This is a genomic window from Gammaproteobacteria bacterium, from assembly GCA_033344735.1.
Classification (GTDB): Bacteria; Pseudomonadota; Gammaproteobacteria; order UBA4575; family UBA4575; genus UBA1858.
In genome coordinates, this window is the sequence record JAWPMW010000001.1 from 1,424,356 (window position 1) to 1,446,919 (window position 22,564).

At 39.0% G+C, this 22,564-nt stretch carries 29 protein-coding genes; 16 read left to right on the plus strand and 13 right to left on the minus strand.

Features of this window, described 5'->3' with window-relative positions; all coding sequences use genetic code 11:
* Positions 1–157: 157 nt before the first annotated feature.
* Positions 158–922, plus strand: coding sequence for an NYN domain-containing protein (locus R8G33_07310; protein MDW3095461.1), 765 nt, complete (start codon positions 158–160; stop codon positions 920–922).
* Between the two features lie 44 nt (positions 923–966).
* Positions 967–1,623, plus strand: a complete 657-nt coding sequence (locus tag R8G33_07315) for a potassium channel family protein (protein ID MDW3095462.1) — start codon at positions 967–969, stop codon at positions 1,621–1,623.
* Between the two features lie 49 nt (positions 1,624–1,672).
* Here the strand turns inward: R8G33_07315 and R8G33_07320 are convergent, their stop codons facing one another.
* Positions 1,673–2,545 (minus strand): LysR family transcriptional regulator, encoded by an 873-nt coding sequence (locus R8G33_07320; GenBank protein MDW3095463.1) that lies wholly within the window; start codon positions 2,543–2,545, stop codon positions 1,673–1,675.
* Between the two features lie 125 nt (positions 2,546–2,670).
* Between R8G33_07320 and R8G33_07325 the strand changes: the two genes are divergently transcribed.
* Complete coding sequence (locus R8G33_07325) at positions 2,671–3,420, plus strand: SDR family oxidoreductase (GenBank protein MDW3095464.1); 750 nt, start codon at positions 2,671–2,673, stop codon at positions 3,418–3,420.
* A gap of 35 nt (positions 3,421–3,455) precedes the next feature.
* Here the strand turns inward: R8G33_07325 and R8G33_07330 are convergent, their stop codons facing one another.
* The 7 genes from R8G33_07330 to cfa form a co-directional block, all read right to left on the minus strand.
* A complete protein-coding gene (locus R8G33_07330) occupies positions 3,456–3,836 on the minus strand; it encodes a hypothetical protein (protein ID MDW3095465.1) in 381 nt (126 codons plus the stop codon).
* Positions 3,826–4,125, minus strand: a complete 300-nt coding sequence (locus R8G33_07335; protein MDW3095466.1) for a heavy-metal-associated domain-containing protein — start codon at positions 4,123–4,125, stop codon at positions 3,826–3,828. Before R8G33_07335 ends, R8G33_07330 begins: the two co-directional genes overlap by 11 nt.
* A 15-nt stretch (positions 4,126–4,140) precedes the next feature.
* The gene (locus R8G33_07340) at positions 4,141–4,779 is read right to left on the minus strand and encodes a hypothetical protein (protein MDW3095467.1); all 639 of its coding nucleotides are present in this window, start codon (positions 4,777–4,779) and stop codon (positions 4,141–4,143) included.
* 74 nt (positions 4,780–4,853) lie between these two features.
* A complete protein-coding gene (locus tag R8G33_07345; protein ID MDW3095468.1) occupies positions 4,854–5,201 on the minus strand; it encodes a hypothetical protein in 348 nt (115 codons plus the stop codon).
* Between the two features lie 93 nt (positions 5,202–5,294).
* Positions 5,295–5,549 (minus strand): DUF2470 domain-containing protein, encoded by a 255-nt coding sequence (locus tag R8G33_07350; GenBank protein MDW3095469.1) that lies wholly within the window; start codon positions 5,547–5,549, stop codon positions 5,295–5,297.
* 53 nt (positions 5,550–5,602) lie between these two features.
* Complete coding sequence (locus R8G33_07355) at positions 5,603–5,773, minus strand: hypothetical protein (GenBank protein ID MDW3095470.1); 171 nt, start codon at positions 5,771–5,773, stop codon at positions 5,603–5,605.
* Between the two features lie 129 nt (positions 5,774–5,902).
* On the minus strand, positions 5,903–7,015 hold the full coding sequence (cfa, locus tag R8G33_07360; GenBank protein ID MDW3095471.1) for a cyclopropane fatty acyl phospholipid synthase: 1,113 nt from the start codon (positions 7,013–7,015) through the stop codon (positions 5,903–5,905).
* Positions 7,016–7,276: 261 nt separating this feature from the next.
* Between cfa and R8G33_07365 the strand changes: the two genes are divergently transcribed.
* The 12 genes from R8G33_07365 to R8G33_07420 all read left to right on the plus strand — a co-directional run bounded on the left by R8G33_07365 (position 7,277) and on the right by R8G33_07420 (position 17,594).
* Positions 7,277–8,254, plus strand: a complete 978-nt coding sequence (locus tag R8G33_07365; GenBank protein MDW3095472.1) for a rhodanese-like domain-containing protein — start codon at positions 7,277–7,279, stop codon at positions 8,252–8,254.
* Between the two features lie 280 nt (positions 8,255–8,534).
* On the plus strand, positions 8,535–9,374 hold the full coding sequence (locus R8G33_07370) for an adenylyl-sulfate reductase (GenBank protein MDW3095473.1): 840 nt from the start codon (positions 8,535–8,537) through the stop codon (positions 9,372–9,374).
* An 18-nt stretch (positions 9,375–9,392) separates the two neighbouring features.
* On the plus strand, positions 9,393–9,875 hold the full coding sequence (gene aprB, locus R8G33_07375) for an adenylyl-sulfate reductase subunit beta (protein MDW3095474.1): 483 nt from the start codon (positions 9,393–9,395) through the stop codon (positions 9,873–9,875).
* The gene (gene aprA / locus R8G33_07380) at positions 9,875–11,755 is read left to right on the plus strand and encodes an adenylyl-sulfate reductase subunit alpha (protein ID MDW3095475.1); all 1,881 of its coding nucleotides are present in this window, start codon (positions 9,875–9,877) and stop codon (positions 11,753–11,755) included. Before aprB ends, aprA begins: the two co-directional genes overlap by 1 nt.
* Positions 11,756–11,899: 144 nt before the next feature.
* Positions 11,900–12,250 (plus strand): hypothetical protein, encoded by a 351-nt coding sequence (locus R8G33_07385; GenBank protein ID MDW3095476.1) that lies wholly within the window; start codon positions 11,900–11,902, stop codon positions 12,248–12,250.
* 35 nt (positions 12,251–12,285) lie between these two features.
* Positions 12,286–12,813 (plus strand): peptidylprolyl isomerase, encoded by a 528-nt coding sequence (locus R8G33_07390; protein ID MDW3095477.1) that lies wholly within the window; start codon positions 12,286–12,288, stop codon positions 12,811–12,813.
* A 27-nt stretch (positions 12,814–12,840) separates the two neighbouring features.
* Positions 12,841–13,950 (plus strand): tetratricopeptide repeat protein, encoded by a 1,110-nt coding sequence (locus R8G33_07395; protein ID MDW3095478.1) that lies wholly within the window; start codon positions 12,841–12,843, stop codon positions 13,948–13,950.
* Positions 13,951–14,116: 166 nt separating this feature from the next.
* Positions 14,117–14,965, plus strand: a complete 849-nt coding sequence (locus R8G33_07400; protein MDW3095479.1) for a hypothetical protein — start codon at positions 14,117–14,119, stop codon at positions 14,963–14,965.
* 83 nt (positions 14,966–15,048) lie between these two features.
* Positions 15,049–15,375, plus strand: a complete 327-nt coding sequence (locus tag R8G33_07405; GenBank protein MDW3095480.1) for a hypothetical protein — start codon at positions 15,049–15,051, stop codon at positions 15,373–15,375.
* A gap of 19 nt (positions 15,376–15,394) precedes the next feature.
* Positions 15,395–15,721: a hypothetical protein gene (locus R8G33_07410; GenBank protein ID MDW3095481.1), complete on the plus strand. Its 327-nt coding sequence runs from the start codon at positions 15,395–15,397 to the stop codon at positions 15,719–15,721.
* A 1-nt stretch (position 15,722) separates the two neighbouring features.
* Entirely contained in the window at positions 15,723–16,355 is a 633-nt protein-coding gene (locus tag R8G33_07415; GenBank protein ID MDW3095482.1) for a hypothetical protein, read from the plus strand.
* Positions 16,356–16,511: 156 nt separating this feature from the next.
* Entirely contained in the window at positions 16,512–17,594 is a 1,083-nt protein-coding gene (locus R8G33_07420) for an alkene reductase (protein ID MDW3095483.1), read from the plus strand.
* A 60-nt stretch (positions 17,595–17,654) separates the two neighbouring features.
* On the opposite strand, the gene R8G33_07425 is transcribed toward R8G33_07420, so the two are convergent.
* Positions 17,655–18,680, minus strand: coding sequence for a GNAT family N-acetyltransferase (locus tag R8G33_07425; protein ID MDW3095484.1), 1,026 nt, complete (start codon positions 18,678–18,680; stop codon positions 17,655–17,657).
* A 230-nt stretch (positions 18,681–18,910) separates the two neighbouring features.
* Between R8G33_07425 and R8G33_07430 the strand changes: the two genes are divergently transcribed.
* Positions 18,911–19,072: a hypothetical protein gene (locus R8G33_07430; protein ID MDW3095485.1), complete on the plus strand. Its 162-nt coding sequence runs from the start codon at positions 18,911–18,913 to the stop codon at positions 19,070–19,072.
* Between the two features lie 116 nt (positions 19,073–19,188).
* Here the strand turns inward: R8G33_07430 and R8G33_07435 are convergent, their stop codons facing one another.
* From R8G33_07435 to R8G33_07450, 4 genes are all read right to left on the minus strand, one after another.
* On the minus strand, positions 19,189–19,716 hold the full coding sequence (locus tag R8G33_07435) for a multicopper oxidase domain-containing protein (GenBank protein MDW3095486.1): 528 nt from the start codon (positions 19,714–19,716) through the stop codon (positions 19,189–19,191).
* 149 nt (positions 19,717–19,865) lie between these two features.
* Positions 19,866–21,542 (minus strand): multicopper oxidase domain-containing protein, encoded by a 1,677-nt coding sequence (locus R8G33_07440; GenBank protein MDW3095487.1) that lies wholly within the window; start codon positions 21,540–21,542, stop codon positions 19,866–19,868.
* Positions 21,543–21,547: 5 nt separating this feature from the next.
* On the minus strand, positions 21,548–22,162 hold the full coding sequence (locus R8G33_07445; GenBank protein ID MDW3095488.1) for a hypothetical protein: 615 nt from the start codon (positions 22,160–22,162) through the stop codon (positions 21,548–21,550).
* Between the two features lie 36 nt (positions 22,163–22,198).
* Positions 22,199–22,561 (minus strand): cytochrome C oxidase subunit IV family protein, encoded by a 363-nt coding sequence (locus R8G33_07450; protein MDW3095489.1) that lies wholly within the window; start codon positions 22,559–22,561, stop codon positions 22,199–22,201.
* Positions 22,562–22,564: the final 3 nt, after the last annotated feature.

Here is a 22,564-nt window from a genome sequence, read left to right on the forward strand (position 1 = left end):
CGCCTTATAATGACGGTAGATGCTTACATCTATAAGTAATCATCCCGCAAATGGCGTGGCTCATTTATGCATAGCCGCCTTTGTACTTATATTTATTTTATATCCCTACAACTATTTTTCGGCGAAATTATTTTTCAGCCATTAAAGGACTATTTTTATGAACGAACCAAAATCTGAAGATATCAGTATCAGCCAAACTGTTGCTATCCTCATTGATGGAAATAACATTGAAAGAAGTATTCACGACCAAACTAAAGACGTGAATACAATGCTCAACTTCGACAAACTTATCCCCAAATTATTAGGTAATCGCGGGCTCAATCGCCTAATTTATTTCCGCGAGGGCAAACAGATATCACAGAAATTAAAAGATCGTTTACATGAGTATTTCCATGGCTCAGTCCGTCCATGCCACAAATCTGCCGACATCCCCTTGTCAATTAATGCTATGCAATTAGCAAGCAAAGTGGACACTATTGTTATCATGTCAGGAGATTCAGACTACATTGAATTGGTCAGACATTTAAAATCAGAAGGCGTACGCGTAGAAATTGCTTCAGTAGACGCGACAACCGCACACATCATCAAAGAAGAGTGCGACCACCACTACCGCATAAATGATGAAGATTGGTTTACTTATGCTCCAAAACAAGCCAATCAAAACAATAAACAAAATAAGCGGCGTTCAAACAAAAAAGCACAAAACAATCAAAATGATAAGCAGGCAGCAACAGCTACTATCGATGAAAGCAAAAGCACCAAAGCTAATGCTAAAAATACAGAAAAAAAATCAGCTAAATCAAATGAAGAACGTCAACCAAGCTCTAACGAGTCAGACATATTAACAACCGTAAAAGAAACTTCTTCGCGCAAGTACGAACCTGACTACCCTCAAAGTCAATACATTGAACCTACTCAGTAAAGAAATCTTCGGCTAATTGATTCGCTCGCTTTAAAAATTCATTCGTGACTGATTTTATTTCCAATTGGCGCTTCAGCTTATTGCTATTAGCATTGGTCGCGAATATATTATTTGCGCCTCTATTAGGGAAAATAAGTTCTCAACTTGCCTTTAGCTTATTAATTATCATCATGGTATTTGTGCTGGGCGATAACCGCAAAGTTATTTTCAGCTACATTGCGCTAGCCTGTGCTTCATTATTATTTTCTTGGGCACATCTTGCGAATAGTAACGATCAAAATATTCTAATACTGATGCATGCTTTCACATTTTCAGCGTTAGCACTTGCCATTGCCCTCATTCTTAAAAATATTTTTTCAAATGACGCAGTGACTATTGATACGATCTCGGAATCTTTATGTGCTTATTTACTTTTAGGTTTTGCTTTCGCATCTGTATATGGGTTTATCGATACATTGCAACCAGGCTCATTTATTTCGTCATTAAACGGACAGATTATTTCATTCTCTAGTGAAGATGCTGGGCTAAACCGAATTTATTTTAGCTTTATCACTCTTTTAACTGTTGGCTACGGTGACATTGCTCCCAATCTACCAGCAGCTAAATTAATTACCATTATTGAAGGATTTTTTGGACAAGTGTACCTAGTAGTGCTCATAGCCAGGCTTGTTGGCATGCATGTCTCACAAAGAGGTAATTAAACTACTATTCTTAATTAGATATTATTATTCATAATAAAGAAAATTACCGCTACAGATTAATATCAATCATGTACTTATATAAAAATTGACTAAACACTTTTATTCTAGTGACTCTCCTTAAATCCGGGTGCGTCAATATCCAAATACCATCTGTAAAACGGGGCTCAATATCAAATAGCTTTACTAGATTTTTGTTGAAGTAATTAGTTGGCAACACAGCAACACCCAAAGCTTCGTTGCATAAAGTAGATATAGTTTTGACATCGCTCGCTGAACAACAAAAATGATCATTTGAGAAATTATTCATAAGCCATTTATAGGCCTCTATTCTCAATAAAGACTCATCAACACCAATGATATGAAAACCTTCTAATTCTTTTGTTTCGCTAGGCGCACCATACTTCTTTATATAAGCTTTGCTTGCGTACGCTGACCACGTGATGTCTGTTACTTTACGGCCAATCAAGAAATCGGGCGGATTATTTGTAGAACGAATAGCAATATCAGCATCTCTTCGTGATAAATCGTACAATGCACTACTCACAATAATGTTGACGGTTATTTGGGGGTGTTTAACACGAAATTTTGCTATGCAAGGCGCTAACACATGATCTGCCATAGACAAAGGGGATGTGATTCGAATTTCACCCGATAGACCAAAGTCCTTACCGGCTACAGCGCGCTCCAATGAATGAATCGAGTTCTCAGCTTCTTGTGCATGCTTCAGAACGGTATGCCCAATTTCAGTTAGCTCATAACCATCCGTCAAACGCTCAAATAGCCGCGTTTCCAGCTTTTCCTCAATGGCATTAATCCTACGAAACACCGTTGAATGATTGACACTCAGCTCTTTTGAAGCGCCCATCAACGTACCTGATTTTGCGACAGCTAAGAAATATGGCAGATCATTCCAGTCAATCATCAACTTGCATTTTTGCAAATAATTATTGCATATATTGTCTATTTATTTGCCGAAATGCAAGTGATAACATTTCTTTCAATGATCTAACAAATAATATTTTCAATCACAATTTAATGGAGATCCACATGACAAATAGTATAAACATTAACGATAAGGTCGCCGTAGTCACGGGAGCAAACCGTGGCATTGGCAAAACGATTGCAGAATCTTTTCTTGAGAATGGTGCAAAAAAAATTTACGCAGCAGTAAGAGATACCTCATCAGCCAGTGACTTAATTGAAAAATATGGTAATCGTGTATCAGCCATCAAACTGGACCTAGCTGATCCTCAAACTATCACCAATGCTGCAAAAACAGCCAACGATGCTGAAATCATTGTCAATAATGCAGGCGTATTAACCTCAACAACACCTTTAGATAACAACGCTTTAGAAAGTCTTAACTTTGAGATGGACATTAATGTCGGCGGGCTTATAAGAATGGCCCAGGCTTTTGCACCCGTACTCAAACAAAATGGCGGTGGTGCACTTATACAACTTAACTCAGTCGCTTCAATTAAAAACTTTGTGCCATTTACGACTTACAGCGCATCAAAAGCAGCAGCATATTCTGTTACTCAGTCGCTAAGAGATTTGCTCAGCGAACAAGGCACATCTGTAATGAGCGTTCATCCAGGACCTATTGCCACTGATATGGGAGATGCCGCAGGTTTAAGTGAGATTGCAGAACCTGCCACGTTAGTATCTGATGCTATTATTAAGGGCTTACAACAAGGCGAATTTCACGTGTTCCCAGATACAATGGCAAAACAGGTTGAAGGCGAATACCAGAACTTCGCAAAAAACATAGTTGAAGCTAACTTAATGGAGGGATAGAAGTCTAAGCAGCAATCAAATATAGAAATGCGAGTCTAAAATAACTTAGCAGCAAGAAATGCAAAGAAGAAGCCAACCAGATAAATTAAAATTGAAATTACCAATATTATCCAACTGATTTTTCTAAGCTTGCTACATGCTTCAGCTTGTTTAAGGTCAAGAGGGCAAGGTTGATTTCGTGCCTTCCATTGCAAACTCGCAGATGCTAGTAAAAGCAATCCGGCTACTACAAATACAAACACTTTATATTCAGATATTGCAACCAACCACGGCGCTGTAGAGACTAATCCTGCTAGCGCCGCCCCCATACCTAAAGTCACAAATAATGCGGGAAGCGCACAACAAACTAAAGTACCAATACTGCTAAACAAAGTAATTACAGGTAAAAGTGTTTGCTGATAAAAGTTATCCGCCACGGCGAATTTCCTCTATGTTGTATCCAGCATCAACAATATTTTTACGAATGACTTTATCGCTAAGTTGTTTTCTAGCCTTCAAATGGATAGTAACAATTTTATCATCAAGGTTGACATCAATATTATCCACCGCATCTTCCTTTGCGAACACTTTCTCTAATGCCTGAGCACAAAAGTCACATACGAGACCATAAATATCTACTTTAATCGTCCCCTGCGGATGGTCTGCAAAAGCACTATTCAAAATCAAAGCTACAAACAACACTAAACTCATAATTAATTTATTCATGATAATCCTCAAAGTTTAGAAACGAACAATCCAATTAAACAAGGCGTCTCGATGGTGACTAATACCCAGTTCAACTCTATGAACGTCTTTAAAAAAACGCAGTATTGGTGTCACTGTAATATTGTGTTCACTTTCCGGCTTATGCTCTACTTCAAGCATGAGCCAACTGTGAAGTTCACCATAATCTGCAATGTAAGGTGCGACACCTAAGCGAATTTTTTGCATGAAAAAATCATCTACACTTCCAGCGTCAAGAAAGCGGTTGTCATAACCTAAAAATAACTGTCGTGTTTCCCAATCACCAGACACTCCTGTAAATACAGCTATACTAGAATCATCATGTAAATGACCAGAGTTTCTATCGGCGAAGCCAACACCAGATTTGACGTAAAGATTCATTTGCGAATCTTTTTTATTCCATCGTTTAATAAGATTATTAAGTTGAATAGCAACCATTGCATATTCATTGCTTCGCCGGTATTCCGACCTGACCCCTAGTGAATATCTTGCGCTGGGTGAGTAATGCAATAACAATGAATGCTCATCACCATTGTTATTCATATCCATAGTTATGCCGCCAGGATATGAAACAGGTCGACTCCACACATCCTGCGCGATAACGCTCAGCACCAAAAGTGCTAACAATATTTTCATGATTTTCTCCTGAAAAATTTTCTTTATCGCTTGTTAAAAGCGATACAAAAAAATGAGCTACGTTAGCTCATCAATCAGGAATAATAGATAGGAGGGCGATATAAAAGTGATAAATAATTAGAAACAGCATACTCATCAATAGCAACAAATCGCTCTTCATGAGTATTAACTGCATTCAAATCACCCAATTTAATATGGGGTGTTTGGTTTGCCGAATAAATCAAACAAAAACATGCATCTTTACAATGTTTTTTATCTTCATTCTGCTGTTCTTCGTGACAGGGCATTTCTGACTCAGTTAGCATTTCCAAATGAATAACATTATTAGTCTGTTCCTGCATGCACAGCTTCACATCAGCTGAAACGATGAGGGTATTAGCCATGAATGCCATGCTAACAATATATAAAATAATATTTTTCATGCGAATAATCTTACACTAATGTAGATAGCAGAATTAATTCAATCCATACTTAACGGATATAAATATAGGACTAAATCAATTTTATATAGTTCACTATTGACGCGCTTCTTTAGCCAATTCCACTAACGCTGCTCGAACTTGCTGAGGCGTCTCACATTCTTGAGAAAAATCAATTCTAAGATTCTCGTCATTGACCAATATCACAACCCCAGCTCTGTCAATACTCAGCATTTTAGGATCAGTCTTAAACGTCTTTATGCCATTCAACCGACAGTAATCGCGCATGGCATCAACATGGTCTTCATTCATATGCGCAACCATATCTTGCTCTGTTTGCTCATCAAACATAATGACATTAAATTTAAATTATGTGGAATGTATTATTAAAAATAATTATTGATTCAGTGAACAGAATCAATAGTCGTCTCATCCATGACAATTAATTTCCATTCACTGTTTAAATCCATATTAGTATTTACCGAACCATAATATAGCGCGCCACTTTTAGTCATCGCCAAATAATATGCGCTTTTTGTATCATCCTGCTCTAGCAGCAAATAACCATCGTCCATTAACTAGCATCCTAATAATCTTTATCGATACTCGTTAACATGGTGGCGATCCAAGCTGTTTTCAAGACTAGTGAATAATAAATACTATAAGACTTTCACCAGACGCGATTGATTCATGGCTAACGCTTACTAACTAACTCTATCGTATACTCCCTGTACGCCACTCTTTGACATTACAAATTGCCACAATTGGAGATCTCGAGCACGAAAAGCACCTGCGCACGCCTGCAAATAAAATTTCCACATACGGTAAAAACGTTCGCTATATTCTCCCTTTAACTCGTCCCAGCCGGCATTGAAGTTATTGTACCAAGCCATTAATGTTTTATCATAATAGGCACCAAAGTTATGCATGTCTTCAACAAGAAAAAATTTTTCAGATGACGTTGCCACTTCTGCTAACGAAGGAATTTGGCCATTGGGAAAAATATATTTATGAATCCAGGGATCAGGTGTGAGATTTGATTCTAATCCACCAATTGTATGGAGGAGCAACAGACCTTCATCCTTTAAACACCGGTTCGCATGCTGAAAAAAACTACGATAGTTCTTGCTACCTACATGCTCAAACATTCCCAGCGAGACAATATGATCAAACTTCCCTTCTAAAAGCCGATAATCTTGAACAACAATATTTATGGGAAAATCTTTACAATCTTGCTTTGCATAATTTGCCTGTTCTTCTGAGATAGTAATACCAGTAACTTCGACTCCATAATTTTCTGCAGCAAATTTTGCAAAGCTTCCCCAACCACAACCTATATCTAATATGTGCTGTCCCTTTTCAAGATTTAACTTGCGGCATACTAAATCTAACTTAGCTTCTTGAGCTGTATCTAGATCTGTTGCATTCTTCCAATAGCCACATGTGTATGTTAATCGTTTATCAAGCATGATTTCGAAAAGCCGATTACCCAAGTTATAGTGGCTTTCCGCAACTTGTACTGAGCGTGAGAGATTTTGCAAATTGATTAACTTCGCTTGCAGTGAAAGTGCTAAAATCTTGTAGGGCTTTATGCTTTTACTAATATCACTCGATAAAATCTTACAGATAAATTCATCGACACTTTCAGCATCCCACCAGCCATCCATATAGCCTTCGCCCAAGGCAAGAGAGCCTTCTGAAAAAATACGCGTGAAAAAATTATCATTATAAACTTTAAGATCCCAAGGACGCGAACCAGACATACTGATATCAGCACGATGCAATAGCTGTTCTAATTGTTCATTCAAATTGCTCATCAACAACCTCTTTATTATTTTTATTTAATAGAGAATCAACTTTATTAAGAGTGAATAAATTATATTAACAGTAAATTATCAATGCTTGTCAAATACATGTAAATTAAAAAAAATATATCGCCGCGATAAAATTTACAAATGACAAAAATAATGTATCTTGATAAACAATAGTGCAAAAAACTTATTCCATCACTGAAATTTCGCATATTTAATTACTGGTATAATCATCTCATCTCCTAATTATACTAACTAAAAATATCAATGATTACTTTACGCTTGTCAATATTCTCATTACTTTTGCTTTTATCACCTATATCTTCAGCAAATAATCAACAGGTACCTCCTCTTGTCGAAACATCCTGGCTTTCAGAAAATCTAGACAATGTCGTTATTCTTGATGTTAGAGCTGACAACAAAAGTTTCACCAGCAAGCCCATTTACAAAACAAATAAAAAAACCAACAAACAAAGCCTAGCTCGTGTTGGCGGTCATATCCATGGCGCAAATCTTGTACTTTATAAAAATGTACGAGGGGAACAAAAGATTGGTGAGAACACAATCAAGTATATGACTACTTCAAAAACCAATTTTGAAAGCATTGTGCAACACGCTGGTGCAAACCAAGACAGTCACATCGTAATTTTGACTAACGCAGAAAGCTTATTCGATCTCACCATGGCATCTCGCATGTATTGGCAAGTTAAATATTTTGGTCATGACCTAGTTTCGATTTTAAATGGCGGGACTGCACAATGGCTATTAGATGGGAGAGAAATCACAACAAATCCTACTAATTCAACAATCGGAAACTGGAAAGCTCTAAGCGAACGCAAGCAGTTATTAGCAACCAGCAATCAAGTACACACTGCTATACAAGAGAATAACTCTCAACTTGTTGATGTGCGCGAGATCGGACAATACCTAGGAACCTATAAGAGTGGCAAAGTTAAACAAAAAGGCCATATTCCTAGTGCAAAATTATTTCCTGTAAGTCTTTTATCCAGTCGCAACACACCTGTGAAATTCTCCTCAAAAGAAGAATTAGAAAACTTATCCAAAGCGCTTGGTGTCAATTCGAAACAAGATTTAATTACTTACTGTAACAGTGGGCACTTAGCTTCGGGTGGTTGGTTTGTTTTTCATGAGCTACTGAATAATAGCAAGGCAAAACTCTATGATGGCTCTATGCATCAATGGACATTAGAAGGAAGACCAGTTGTCACTATGAAGATAGAATGATTAATTCACCGCCTCTTCATAAATGTATTGTACATTGCGACGTATACATTTAGGGGTACATCAAACTATATTAGCATTTAATAATATTGTATAACGCTCTGTTTCAGCTACATATCTCCACTAGTGCGCCATTATTATGTCCCACAATCTATCTAGGCTCTTTTGCTCATAAGTATTCTTAAAAGCGCTATAACTTAATTTATGTTGAATTGTCGAAGATTCGGCATCAAACTCGCGGGTCACAAAAAAAAATAACATTATTATCAGGAGGCCCAAGATAATGTTTAATACCAACCCCTTTGCCGAGCTCTCAGCATTTATATCGCCTGAAGTGATGCAATATTATGTAATTCTGATGTTCATCCTCGTTGTTGTTGGCACAATTCTCGATATGATGCACAAAAAAAGTGCAGAGTACTTCTTTGAAAATGCTGAAAAAGCTAAAAAGAGCGCAAAACGCACTCTAGGCGGTGGTGAGAAGGTATCTTTGGCTGTCGCGACAGTCGCTAATGAGGTTCTAACCTCTGCTGAATTCAAAGTCAGACCAGCTCGACGTTATTCCCACCTTTTGACTATGTATGGCTTTATCGTTTTTGTTGTTTGTACGGCATTGCTTATTTTCCGCCATACAGGTGCAGAAGCTTCAGCAGCTCCAGCAGCTGTAACAACTTTATGGCACGTTGGTGCAATCATGTTATGTCTTGGTGGTTACTGGTTCTGGTTCTTCATCCGCGTAGACGTCTCTTCTGAAGGTGTCAAATGGTATAACTTTAATGGTCGTGGAGATATTTTCATCGTCTCCCTGATCACTATGGGAACATTTGCATTACTTTGGTCTGGCACTCAAAACATGATCTTGTTTGGACTATTTATCCTGTCTAGCACCCTCCTGTTCTCAACAGTGTTCTGGTCTAAGTTTGCACATATGTTCTTCAAACCTGCGGCGGCTTTCCAAAAGCGTTGTATTAAAGCTGATGGTTCATATGAGAATTTGCCAGAGCTAGGAGATCTTTCAGACCCTGCTCTTCAAGCAAAATTTCCGGATATCCCAGAATATATGGGCACAAATCCACCTAACATGGGGCAAGGTATCAAGCGAGAAGCCCCAACCCATTTCTAATATTAAGAGAGAATTATTATGCCTACATTTGTATATATGACTCGTTGCGATGGTTGTGGACATTGCGTTGATATCTGCCCATCAGACATCATGCACATCGACACAACGACTCGACGTGCTTACAACATCGAACCCAACATGTGCTGGGAGTGCTACTCCTGTGTTAAAGCATGCCCACATAATGCTATCGACGTTCGTGGATATGCAGACTTTGCACCACTAGGTCACTCAGTTCGAGTAATTCGAGATGAAGAGAAAGGTGTTATTGCCTGGAGGATTAAATTCCGTAACGGCAAGAAAGACATGAATCTTCTTGCTCCTATTACTACTAAACCTTGGGGTACAGCCATTCCAAAACTTTCGGAAGAATCTGCTCCTAGCAAGGATATGACTGATAGCCAATTACTTTTCAATGAGCCGAAATACATTCGCCTAGATGAAGGTGGTTTACACACACTTGAGTCAAACGGCTTGAAGATGAAAGAAGGGGTGTACTACTAATGGGTTACAAAACTATAGTTGAAGACGACATTGATGTTCTGATCACGGGTGCAGGCATGGCTGGTACTGGTGCTGCTTTTGAGTCCAGATATTGGGGTAAAGACAAAAAAATTGTCATTGCTGAAAAAGCGAATATCGATCGTTCTGGTGCAGTTGCACAGGGCCTCTATGCAATCAACACATACATGGGAACCCGTTTCGGTGAAAACAATCCGGAAGATCATGTGCGTTATGCGCGCATGGATTTGATGGGAATGGTACGTGAAGATTTACTATTCGACATGGCAAGACACGTAGATTCAGCGGTTCACCAATTCGAAGAATGGGGTTTACCACTGATGCGTGACCCTAAAACTGGTGCGTATCAGCGTGAAGGCCGATGGCAGATTATGATTCACGGAGAGTCATACAAGCCTATCGTCGCAGAAGCCGCAAAGAAATCTGCAGATAAAGTATTTAACCGTATCTGTGTAACCCATCTATTAATGGATGACGCCAAAGAAAATCGAGTTGCAGGTGCTGTTGGTTTTAACGTTCGTACTGGTGACTACCACGTATTCAAATCAAAAACTGTTGTCTGTGCTGCTGGTGGCGCGTCAAATATCTTTAAGCCACGTTCAGTGGGTGAAGGTGCTGGTCGTGTTTGGTATGCACCATGGTCATCAGGCTCTGCTTATGGCTTGCTAATTGAAGCTGGCGCTAAAATGACACAGATGGAAAACCGTATTGTGTTAGCACGATTCAAAGATGGATATGGACCGGTAGGCGCGTACTTCCTGCATCTTAAGACATATACACAAAATGGTGTTGGCGAAGAGTATGAATCAAAGTGGTTCCCTGAATTATCAAAAATGGTTGGTAAAGAATACCTTGATACTGAAGGACAACATTTATCTCATAAGCCAATTCCAACATGTCTACGTAACCATGCATTCATAAACGAAGTAAACGCAGGTCGCGGACCGATTCACATGGTCACTATGGAAGCATTCCAAGATCCTCATTTGGAAGAAATTGGTTGGCATAACTTCTTAGGTATGACTGTCGGTCAAGCAGTACTTTGGGCTGCAACTGACGTTGATCCTAAGTATGAGAACCCTGAATTAACTACTTCAGAGCCTTATGTTATGGGTTCACATGCAACCGGTTGTGGCGCATGGGTTTCTGGTCCAGAAGATATTGCTCCAGAAGAGTATTTCTGGGGTTACAATCGCATGACTACCGTTGAAGGTCTATTCGGAGCTGGTGATGCTGCGGGTGGTACACCACACGCATTCTCTTCGGGTTCATTTACTGAAGGACGATTGGCTGCTAAAGCTGCTTGCAAATACATTGACGATGGTAAAGCAGAAGGCATCAAAGTATCTCAAGAGCAGATTGACAAGCGCGGCAAGCAAATTTTCAAACCGATGGAGCATTACAAAATCTATCGCAATGAAATCACTGCAGGTAGTGTTAACCCTAATTACATCAACCCACGTCAAGGTCTTGATCGCTTGCAGAAGCTAATGGACGAATATGCTGGTGGTGTAACAGTTAGCTACATGACCAACGACAAGCTACTTAACATCGGTCTGAAGAAGATGAAGATGCTTGAGGAAGACTTAGAGAAGATTGCTGCTGAAGATATCCATGAGCTACTTCGCGCATGGGAATTGAAGCATCGTCAACTTTCTTCTGAAGCTGTGTTACAACACACTTTATTCCGTAAGGAAACTCGTTGGCCTGGATACTACTACCGTGGCGACGCGATGAAACTAGATGACCAAAACTGGCATGTATTAACTGTTTCACGTCGTGATCCAAAAACTGGTGAGTACACCATGGAAAAAGCACCTTGCTATCACTTAGTAAGTGATGAAGAGGAAAAGGTTGCGTAAGTAATCTTGACGACAAGAGGTATTCGACATTGGATACCTCTTGTACTTCACAGCTTTAACCAAAAAAGGCCAACAGTTTTGCTGTTGGCCTTTTTTGGTTAAAAATCGTTTAAAATTATATCCTCACACACTATAGATTTACCCATGAACATAATTGATAAAACAGACGAAGAAATTTTAGCCTTAGCAAACCCGATGTGGGACGACCTCATCAAGTACTCAAATGAAGGTGAGTATGGAAAATTCATTCGAAACTTTTCATACGACTTACTGATAGGTCTAAATGAAGTCGAAGTAGGCAAGCAATTTGCAAAAAGTGAGCTAACAAGAAACCTACAAACTGATTACGATTTTCTTGGCATTATTCGTCGCGGAGAGCACGTCACTATTTTATATCGCGTGAGAAGTACCAAAAAAGAAGGTGAATGGCTAGGACGTTTTGTCCTCGGATACGAACGCGAAGAAATTAAAATTTTTGCTGCTGCTATTTTTTAGTTCAAAATGCAGTTATTACGCTCAGGAATGTAATGATGAAAGACATAGTCACTAATGGAAAGCTTGTTGAATTGACATATAAAATCATCGATTCAAAATCTAATGAAGTTCTGACATCCGTCGAATATCCAATAGGCTATATTCATGGAGTGACTGAAGCCTTTGCACCTCAGGTCACTGCTGCGCTGGAAGGAAAAGTTACTGGCGACGTCATTGACGCTCCCATTGACTGCAATAAATTATATGGTGCACGTGATGAGTCACTCGTGTTTACTGACCATATTGATAACGTGCCAGAAGAATACCGCGAGGTCGGCATGAATATTCTGATGGAAAATGATCAGGGCGATACGAAGAGTTTCCTTGTGACCAGAGTCGACGAGAAATCTGTCACGATTGATGGCAACAATCCACTCTGTGGCCGCGAAGTAGTATTCAAACTTGAGATACTAACTGTGCGGGATGCAACGCCAGAAGAAATTGAAGTAGGTGGTCCAGTGAATGCTGAACCCGATATCAGTGAAATTGTAGGGAAAGATCAACACGTAAAACCTATTAATTAATCTACCTACTTAACACGGAGTGTTAATTTGCCTCACAACTTATATGCCGAAACGCTTTTAACCCCAGGACTAAACGTTCCAATCGTATGGCGTTTTCAAAACAAAGCCTCGCATATTATCAAACTACTCGATAGTGATTCCCCTGTATGTAAAGCATTGACTCAAGCGATTGATCGTTATGGTGAAACTTTCTTTGAAATAGCTCCTAATAAAGAAACACTGATTGAATGGGCTAATTCACAAAAAACATTAGTAGACACCGCCGATGTTAGAGAATTAAGACTTGGTGGCGCACATGTATTCCAGCAGGCCATCGAGCTATTCCAGGGTCTGCAAATGATGGTAGATAAAGAAGCTGACCCTGCAAAATGGTCTGCGATTCATCACAACATTGGTGACGTGATGGGCTTCATAGGACAACGCAGCGGTAGCTCACATTTTCTTGAACAAGCAGCCATGTCTTATGAGTTAGCACTAGAAGTTCGCACGCTTGAAAAGATGCCATATGAATGGGCCAGCACGCAATATAGTCTAGGCGTGGTCATGCAAACACTTGGACAACTTGAAGATGACACCAGTTTTTTAAAACAAGCTGCTGATATCTTTAAACAAGCCTCCACTGGCTTAAAAAGAGAGGAGCATCCAGACGACTGGGCAACTGCATTATGCAGTGTCGGTAATGTGCTCTGTCTACTGGGAACACATCGCAAAGGTTCACGAACACTAGAACAAGCCGTTGTTGTCATGCGAAACGCCATGGCGGAACGCACCCCAGATAAATCTGCCTATGGCTGGGCGATCACACAGAATAATGTTGCTGCTACTCTTCAAGCTTTAGGTAAGCATGAGGAAGACATCCAGTCTCTTGAAGAATCCATTCCTATATATGATGCCACCTTAAAAGCATTAGCAAAAGATGATGTACCGATGATGTGGGCAATGGTCACCGCGAATCGCGCATCAGCCATGCACGCACTAGCAACCGAATCAGATCATGTAGAGATGGCGTTAAGAGCAGTGTCTGAATTTGACGCCATTGCCCAGTTATTTGCCAGCGCAGAATTAACGGCTTATCAAAAACTAGCTGAAGAACGAAGAGATGAGTCTAAAAAGCTAGTCAAACTACTTCAGATTTAATGTGCAAAAAGTATTCTTGTACTGGATAGACACTCTTATAAACTAATGAATCCTGTGTGATGCCGCATACAATGTTCTATGATTTCAAACTAAGCGAATAACCGTTAAATACATTCCCTTGATTAAAGCATACTCACAACGCTTAATGCCTCCTTATTCTGGGCAAATGCAAATCGTAGAATCAGACAGAGCGCGCGCACTGACTCTGGATAGTGATACCTGGGAAATTCAATTTCTTCATTCGACAAATGACTCATTAGATTCCAATGACGACAAGCAGGATGTTAAACGCTATTTCCGAGTAGCAATGATTAAAGATAGTGATATTCGTCAGAAAACATTAGCTTCATTACAAGACCAAAATAATGAAGATATAGACGAACGCATAAAGGAATTATTGCATTACCTCGCTGATGCCCAATTGCCATTTCCAGCGAAAGATATTTTTGAATATTGGTTACTAGATGGCAAAGATCAATCACCGTTAGCACTCATCTATTCCTGTACTGAAGAAGATCAAAAGAAAACATTTCCAGAACGCGCAGAATGGACTGCGTTACCCGCGGCAGTGATGCCAATAGATAGATCAGAAGAAGAAATATCTGATGAATACGCGCCAATTAATTATCAAGTAGAACGCCTGGTTGCAGAACGTGCAGGCTTTTACGCAAAGGCACAGTGGTTCACCCGGCAAGCCACACAAGATGATTCTTTCCCACCATTACTGCTGAGGCAAGACTGGGAAGAAAGTATCAGTGCAGAATTATGTCAGCGCTATCTACAACGACAGTCACCGCGCTTACTAATGCTGCATGGGCTAAATCAACAACAGCGAACCGAGTTAGAAATCAATGCCCGTCACCATGCACTTGAGGTTGAGCGCTTTTATAAACTGTATCCGGAAATTGTTGATCAAGCGCTAATGGATACCATACGTGTCGAAGCGAGGTTACGCGGCGTGACTGAAGGTCAGCCGGATATACATAAGCGTAGAGATGGAATTCATTATCTCTAATAATACATCAAACACGCATAAGCTAATACTTCAGCATAAAGAACGTTGTATTATTAGCTATTAATAATGAGAGGATATTCGTCATGCCACAATTCATTTTCATATACTTGGGGGGAGAGTACCCTACTAACCCTGAAGAAGGTAAAAAGCACTTCGAAAAATACCAGGGATGGTTATCCGAGCTAGGCGAGGCTGTCATCAGCCCGGCCATTCCATATAAAGACACCCATACAGTACACCCAGATGGAAAGACCGAGCCAGGAACAACCACACTTATGTCTGGTATGAGTATCCTCAGATTTGAATCCATGCAAGCAGCACTTGAAGCCGCGAAGTCATGTCCGTTCCGAGAAATTAACGGGACACTCGAAGTTTCTGAAATGATAGACATGTCCAAAACGGAACATTAAACAAGCAGCGCTAGTTATCATGACTCATAAATTAATTCAAAAACATATTTTGTATGGTAGACGAGAGTTCGAGTTACACGATGATTTAATTAAAATTAAAGTAAGTAGTCTGCTGGATGAAAACAAAGATTTTGAAGTTGAGCTAGCAATGATCGACCCAGAACCGATTATCAGCAAGTCCCGACTAGAATTTCATAGTCGCGTGAAGTGTAGGCCGCTAATATCGCTATTTCTGAATAAACCAAATGCACCAGAATTTAATGCCTTTGTTGATGATTTAAAGACAAAAGCAAAAAATGAGTTTAATGCGTTTGCCGGAATATCAAATCAAGATACCGTGAAATAATATGAGCACTAAACTTATTCAGAAACATCTGTTAAAACCTACTCATGAATTTGAGATAGTTAACGATCAAGTAAATATCAGCATTAAATCCCGTTACAAAGAAGAAACACTTAGCGTCACACTTGCAGTACTTAATCCAGAGCCGGTAATCACTCGAACACATCTTGATTTCGTTAGTCGTGTAAATGGCGAACCATTACTATCATTAGCCTTATCAAAACCCAATGTAACTGAGTTTAATAACTTTGTTAACATGCTAAAACAAAAAGCACTAGAAGAATATAATTCTATTTCTGGAATCAGCGTGGTAGCAAAGCCTTCTACAGAAAATACTGGCTCTCTTGAGGAACCGCCTGAATTTGGTGAGCACTCTCCTGCTGATATCAGCAAAACAAAAAAAATCGATGTTGAAAGCATTAAGCATTCAATCAAAATGCTACAAACTTATGTTCATAACAATGATATTCAACCATTCATCTCAGCATTAGAGTCACTCCAGCAAACACCAGAAGATCACTCTAAACTAGTTGAAGTCGCTACTATTTTTGATCAGCTTGAAATAAGCCAAGGCGCAGTATTAACTTATGCACCCTATATTATCTTAATGTTATCTGACGACCCCTTTGGGGATTAGCCTTGTACGTCTGTTTTTGAACCGGCAGCTGATATATTAATTTTCTAATTAATATCAGCCTATTTGTATAGTACATTCGCGAAATTATATACAAGTTTGTAATATCAGTTTATTAATATTTATTTAAAGATACTAAAATAAGCCAGAGAAATTAATATGAAATTATTTGAAGAATTTAGTCTTAGTGGACTTAGGTTAAAAAATCGCATTGTGATGGCTCCAATGACTCGAGCACGTGCTGGTGAACAACGCATTCCTAATGAATTGATGATGGAATATTACACACAGCGTGCATCAGCAGGTTTAATTATCACGGAAGCCACAACAATTTCAAAACAAGCAAATGGGTGGTTACATTCTCCAGGCATCTATAACGATGAAATGGTAGAAGGTTGGCGAAAAATTGTTAATTCAGTTCACCAAAAAGATGGAAAAATCTTCTTGCAACTATGGCATTGTGGTCGCGCCTCTCACAGCAGTTTTCATAATGGCATGCCTGCAATGGCTCCTTCTGCAATTAAAATTAATGGTGACTATATTCACACACCTCTTGGAAAACAAGATCATGAAATACCTAAAGCACTCTCTCTAGAAGAGATTGAGCAAACTAAAATTGATTACCGTAATGCTGCAAAGCGCGCACAAGATGCAGAGTTTGATGGTATTGAGATTCATTCAGCAAATGGCTATTTACTCGATACATTTCTTCAATCAAAAACTAATCATCGAGAGGATATGTACGGCGGCAGTATTGAAGCACGTTATCGCATGCTTGATGAAGTTGTAAAAGAGGTCACTTCGGTATGTTCTGCAAGTAAAGTAGGAGTTCGACTCTCACCAAATGGTGTATTTAATGATATGGGTTCTAAGGATTACCGCGAACAATTTACTTATGTTGCCAGTCAATTGGATAAATATGGATTAGCTTATTTGCATGTAATGGATGGTTTGGGATTTGGTTTTCATGAGTTAGGTGAACCCATGACTCTATCTGAATTTCGAAATGTATTCAAAAATCCTATCATGGGTAATACCGGCTATACACAAGAATTAGCAGAAAATGCCCTGCAACATAACGATGCAGATCTTATTGCATTTGGAAGACCCTATATAAGTAATCCTGATTTGGTAGAAAAGTTTAAAAACAACTTGCCTCTAAGCCCTGAGGCAGATATGTCAACGTGGTACACACCTGCTGGGAAAGAAGGGTATATTGATTTCCCAAGCGCAAGTCTCTAACAAATATATCTATGAGCCACTGCTTTTGACACAAAAGCATTTATTAACAAACGTTTAACACTAACGCTTACTCATAAATAACTTAATAATTTGGCCAAACCAATTTATTTCACTGAGCTCTTTCACAAAGTGTGTCCCAGCAAGCTCTTTTTGCACTGACATCCAATCCTGCTTGTAACGTTCATTCCCTGTTAGAAAATCAATTTCTACGACTTTGTCAGTATCAATGACATGACGCATTAAGTATTGAGTTAATATTGATCCAGGTGAATAATTTTTCCAACGCTGATCATAGGCGAGTCTGTAAATATTCGCTTTACCATGAACCACAACCCATATCTGGGCTGCCACAGGTTTTTCTTCAATATATAGAATTGCTAATCGTAACCAGCCCATTTCAGATAATCTATGAACTAAGCTTGGCGTGAAATCCGTAAAGTATTCATTAGCTTTCCAACTGGCGAGATAAACCTCCTGATAATCAGCCAACGCGCGATCAATTTGCAGATTTTGATATAAACGAATTTCATATTCCTGCTCACGTTCCAGTTTTCGCTGTTTACGTTTAATCATATTTTGAATATTGGCAGGTCGCTCAGCCATGTATTCATTGAATGATTGGCCGTTTACTGGATGACGCCAATTATAAAAGCGGAAGTAATAATGACTTTTAAACCCACATGCTTCCATACATTGACTTAACTTAATCATATTGCTGTCACTAACATCAATCGGTTCGAGTCGAATAGCTGAGACACTCATCCGAGACAACCCCTTCGCCATACAAGTCATAACAGCATCTTGTTGGCTATGATTGAAAATCAATAAAGAATATAGCGTGGTGAAGTGATTGCTTAATGCCCTCAATCCATCTCGAGAACTTTCTATCATTGGCAAAATAGCTAAAATAGTTTCACCCTCCACCACACAAATAAGGCGTATTGACTGATGGTCTGCCAACGCATGAGCAGTCAGGTTCTCTAGCCAGATTCTGGAAAAAAATAGTGAGTCCTTCTCACACTCAGCAAACAATAAACTAGCGCTGTCAGGCAGTTGGCTCCATTGGCTGTAAACTACGAATTCCATTAATCAACTAATCTAAATGTATCCAATGAAAGGTATTTTTCGATAATGCACCAAATATAGATCGAAAATTAAACAATATATTAGTCTCAATAACGCTAGATCAGCTCTAATAATAGCTGGCTATAGATAGAATTTTGCTATGCATAAAGAGAAAATTGCCATCCCTTGGTGCATTTTTGTTAGACTTGCCGGCTCGAACAATCTCTATTTTTTAAATCGAAGGGTGATTTATGAGTGACGCAAAAAAAACTAGACCCCATGTCCCAGATGGTGAGTCGCAATTTCTGAAAACATCTCAGAAACAAGCAGATGAAAAGGGCTACGTTGGGTATGACACTACCTGGACTCCGTTTCAAAAAGAAGCAGAATACAAAACACCAAAGCGACCATAAGCTTTTGTCTAGTCGTGTGAGCATGGAATGTTCACACGACTATAAACTGCAAAAAATTCAATAAAACACGTCTCTGGCTGACCAACAAGACAATTCTAGAATAACATACAAAAATTCTACTGTTTGTTTAGAATTATAAAAGTAGTCACTGCCACACCAATAATAAATGCGATAATGACAAGCAACTTGCTATAGCTAGGAAGATAAGTATCCATATAGAAATTATTACTGATACTTGGCACACCCCATAAATCTCCATTGCCTTTGCCAACTACCAACTGAGCTTTCATTCCCTTTTCCATGTGCTGCGCAATGTCACAGTGCACCAAGTAAGTTTTATCTTCGCTAGGCACAATGAATGTTCCTGTTTGTTGCTGACCTCCTGCTGCTTCCAAGTGAAACATGCCTGCATCGTAAAGATATTTTGGCAATCCGTGCACCATCCATTGATGTCTAACCTCATCCTGGTTGATAAAAGTTACTGTAATACGACTACAAGGTTCGACTTTATATTCATGCTGGCTCAAACCAAAAATATTTCCAGGGAACTCAACGGCATAGGAAGTTTCAGCAATAACTTCAAATTCATATTCTTGGGATACTTGTTGACAATCACGTGGCAACTTAGTGCTATTTGAATTCATTACCATTCCCGTCTCATCTAAAGACATATTGTGATGATGATGACTGTGATCAACTTTTGCTTCCTGAGCTATAACGGAAAAGTTAATTAATATTGCAAAAGAAAAAATATTGATTGCTAGAAATCGACTTTTAAGCGATGAGCACATTGTTACCAGCGCTTTGGAGAAATAATGATTGCTATTAAAGTGATCAACATCACGCTGAACGCTATCGCAATAATAATCAAACGAATTAATAGTGTCTTGTCAGTGCCTGTATCCGAAAATAATCCTGGAGCATAACTTTCCCATATTGGCTGTTCTTTACGATAATATGCTTCTGTAAAATATTTATTCCAGCCCACTCCCAATGTCTTTGGCCAACCGTCATCCTGCAAATATTTTTCGTAAACAATCGCGCTTATATGCCCACCCGGACCTATTCCATCTGTAGTAACACTTTTATATTGGTGATCGTGGAACAACCATATACCTTCACCATAAGAGTGTAGACCATCATTCTTAGTATCTAGATCTAAATCTATTCTCTGCGCTGGAGCAATGAAGACAACATCTCGTTTAAGTTGTGAAGCGGGAGGACTAGGATTGCCATCATGATGGGTAATAGTAACGTTGTGTCCATGCGTATGAAAAGCAAGGCTTTCTCTTCCACCATTAGCAATACGTAGTTTAATTTTCTGATCAGGCTTAACAATTACAAGAGATTCTTGAAACGTGTAAGGAAATGAACGGCCATTTAAAGTGAAATAATCTTGTGTTGCATCAGTAATATCATATTCACGATGCATCGACTTTGTTATTAAACGTGCATCGTTAAACTTTTGAATACGACTACTAAGATCAGCATCGATATCCATATAATGTAGATCGTATTCACTATCATACTTTTCTTTACTGGCAACAGAAGCAGAACGAATCTGCCCAGCACCAATATTTAAAGTTTGCACCCAGTTATTGGGTCTATTCTCTTCAATGACAAACATTCCCTGCAATCCCATCATGACATGCACATGCGGCTGCACATGACAGTGATAGAATTTCGTACCGCTATTGCGAGGCTGCATTTCGTATGTGCGCGCTTTCCCTGGAAGTACAGGCATTTCACTTGCAATTGGCACTCCATCATTACCTTCACCATTATCATCTACAAATGCATGGTCAACTCCATGAAAATGAATTGTATGGGGCATGTAATGGCTATTCTCTAGAGTGATTTGGACCTTATCTCCCTGTTCAACACGTATTGTTGGAGATGGCGCTCTTAAAAGTTCTCGCGATTCTGATGATTCAAAATTTTTAGTCGCCATACCAAAATGTTTAGGTGCAAATACCCAAAACCCGGGCTTTATTCCAGGCGCAATAGAAAATTGTGTTGCTGGCTCTTTAGATTGTGGAGACATGCCATTCAATTCAACCACTTCCAACCGAATATGAATCAGATCTGGGTCACCGTCACCATCAATATCAGTATGTTTTTCAATAGAGTCAGGCGTCAATCCACTTTGATGAAGCACATGATCAGACACATTATTCGTACCACGCACAAAAGCTGCTACTGCATAAGGATTATCTACAATACAAGTGGATGATTTCTCTATAGTCACAGATTCTATTGTTTGCTGTTTACGCCAGCCAGCAACATCCTCTAAGCAAGCATCATCAATATCACTTGGCATTGTCATTGGCATTGATTCTGGGGAAGACTGGAAATTACTTGAACCAAAAATTTTTGCAATTTGAAGACGTACAGGCATTGGATACCAATGAGAAGGCAAGCAGACAATGGCGATTGTTACAGATAATAAAAGTGGCCACCGTAATTTCAAAACATCTACCTTTTAGATAATCTATTACACCAACGTTGCAGAGTTCCATTACTGTATAGGTAATAGATCTCGACTAACAGTATTAATAATAAAAACAGCGGAAGATATCCAATTTTACTTGCGCCCACCTTAAATGGAAACACAGCACGATATATTTTCTCGCTTCCTTGCTGTTGAGTTGTAATAATTCCAATATATTGCCCATTATCGATGAATCGATGTTCGACTGTAAAACTACCATTCTGTGCAAATGTATGTGATTGATAAAATATTGTCTCTTCATGCAGATTATTCAGCTTAACAATATCTTCCCACTTTGTGGAACGTCCGAGACCAGTAACATTTTTTATAATCCGAAAGTCCACTGGCATTTGCTTCAAGCTATTATGGAGATAATCTAAAACAAATAGCGTTTCACCAGCGCTGGGGAGATCTTCACAGTACTCTTTGTTTGCGCTTATTTGTGGCAGATAAACTGTAAAATGTGCTTTAAAGAAACCTATTTGAATGACACACTGATCATCTTCAAGAAACACACCCCCATGCGGGAAAACATCATCAAGAGAAATAAAAAACAAAAAGAATATAGGAATTACATTCCGCGCAATACCTTTATACACAATACATAAACACCACTACCATAAACAGGTATGAATTTAGTGATGGATTTCTGAGGGACTCAATGGTACTGCATTTGGATCTGCGCCAAAATAATTAACGCGCGCTTTGAATGTGTAATCTCCTTCTACACTCATCAAAAATACCAAAACCAACAAACAAAGAGGAGGTATCAATATTGCAGTGATTAAAGCAAGTCTTTCCCATGCCATATGCATAAAAATGGCAACAATAAAACCAGCTTTTAAGGCCATAAATATCAGTATTAGTGACCAGCGTAAATAACCTTGAAATTGAAAATAATCGACTAAATAAGAAAATACGCTGAGTACAAATAGCAGCAACCAAATTTTTAAATAAATTCCTAATGGGTGTTGTTGTTCTTCTGCAGTGCTACTCATGAC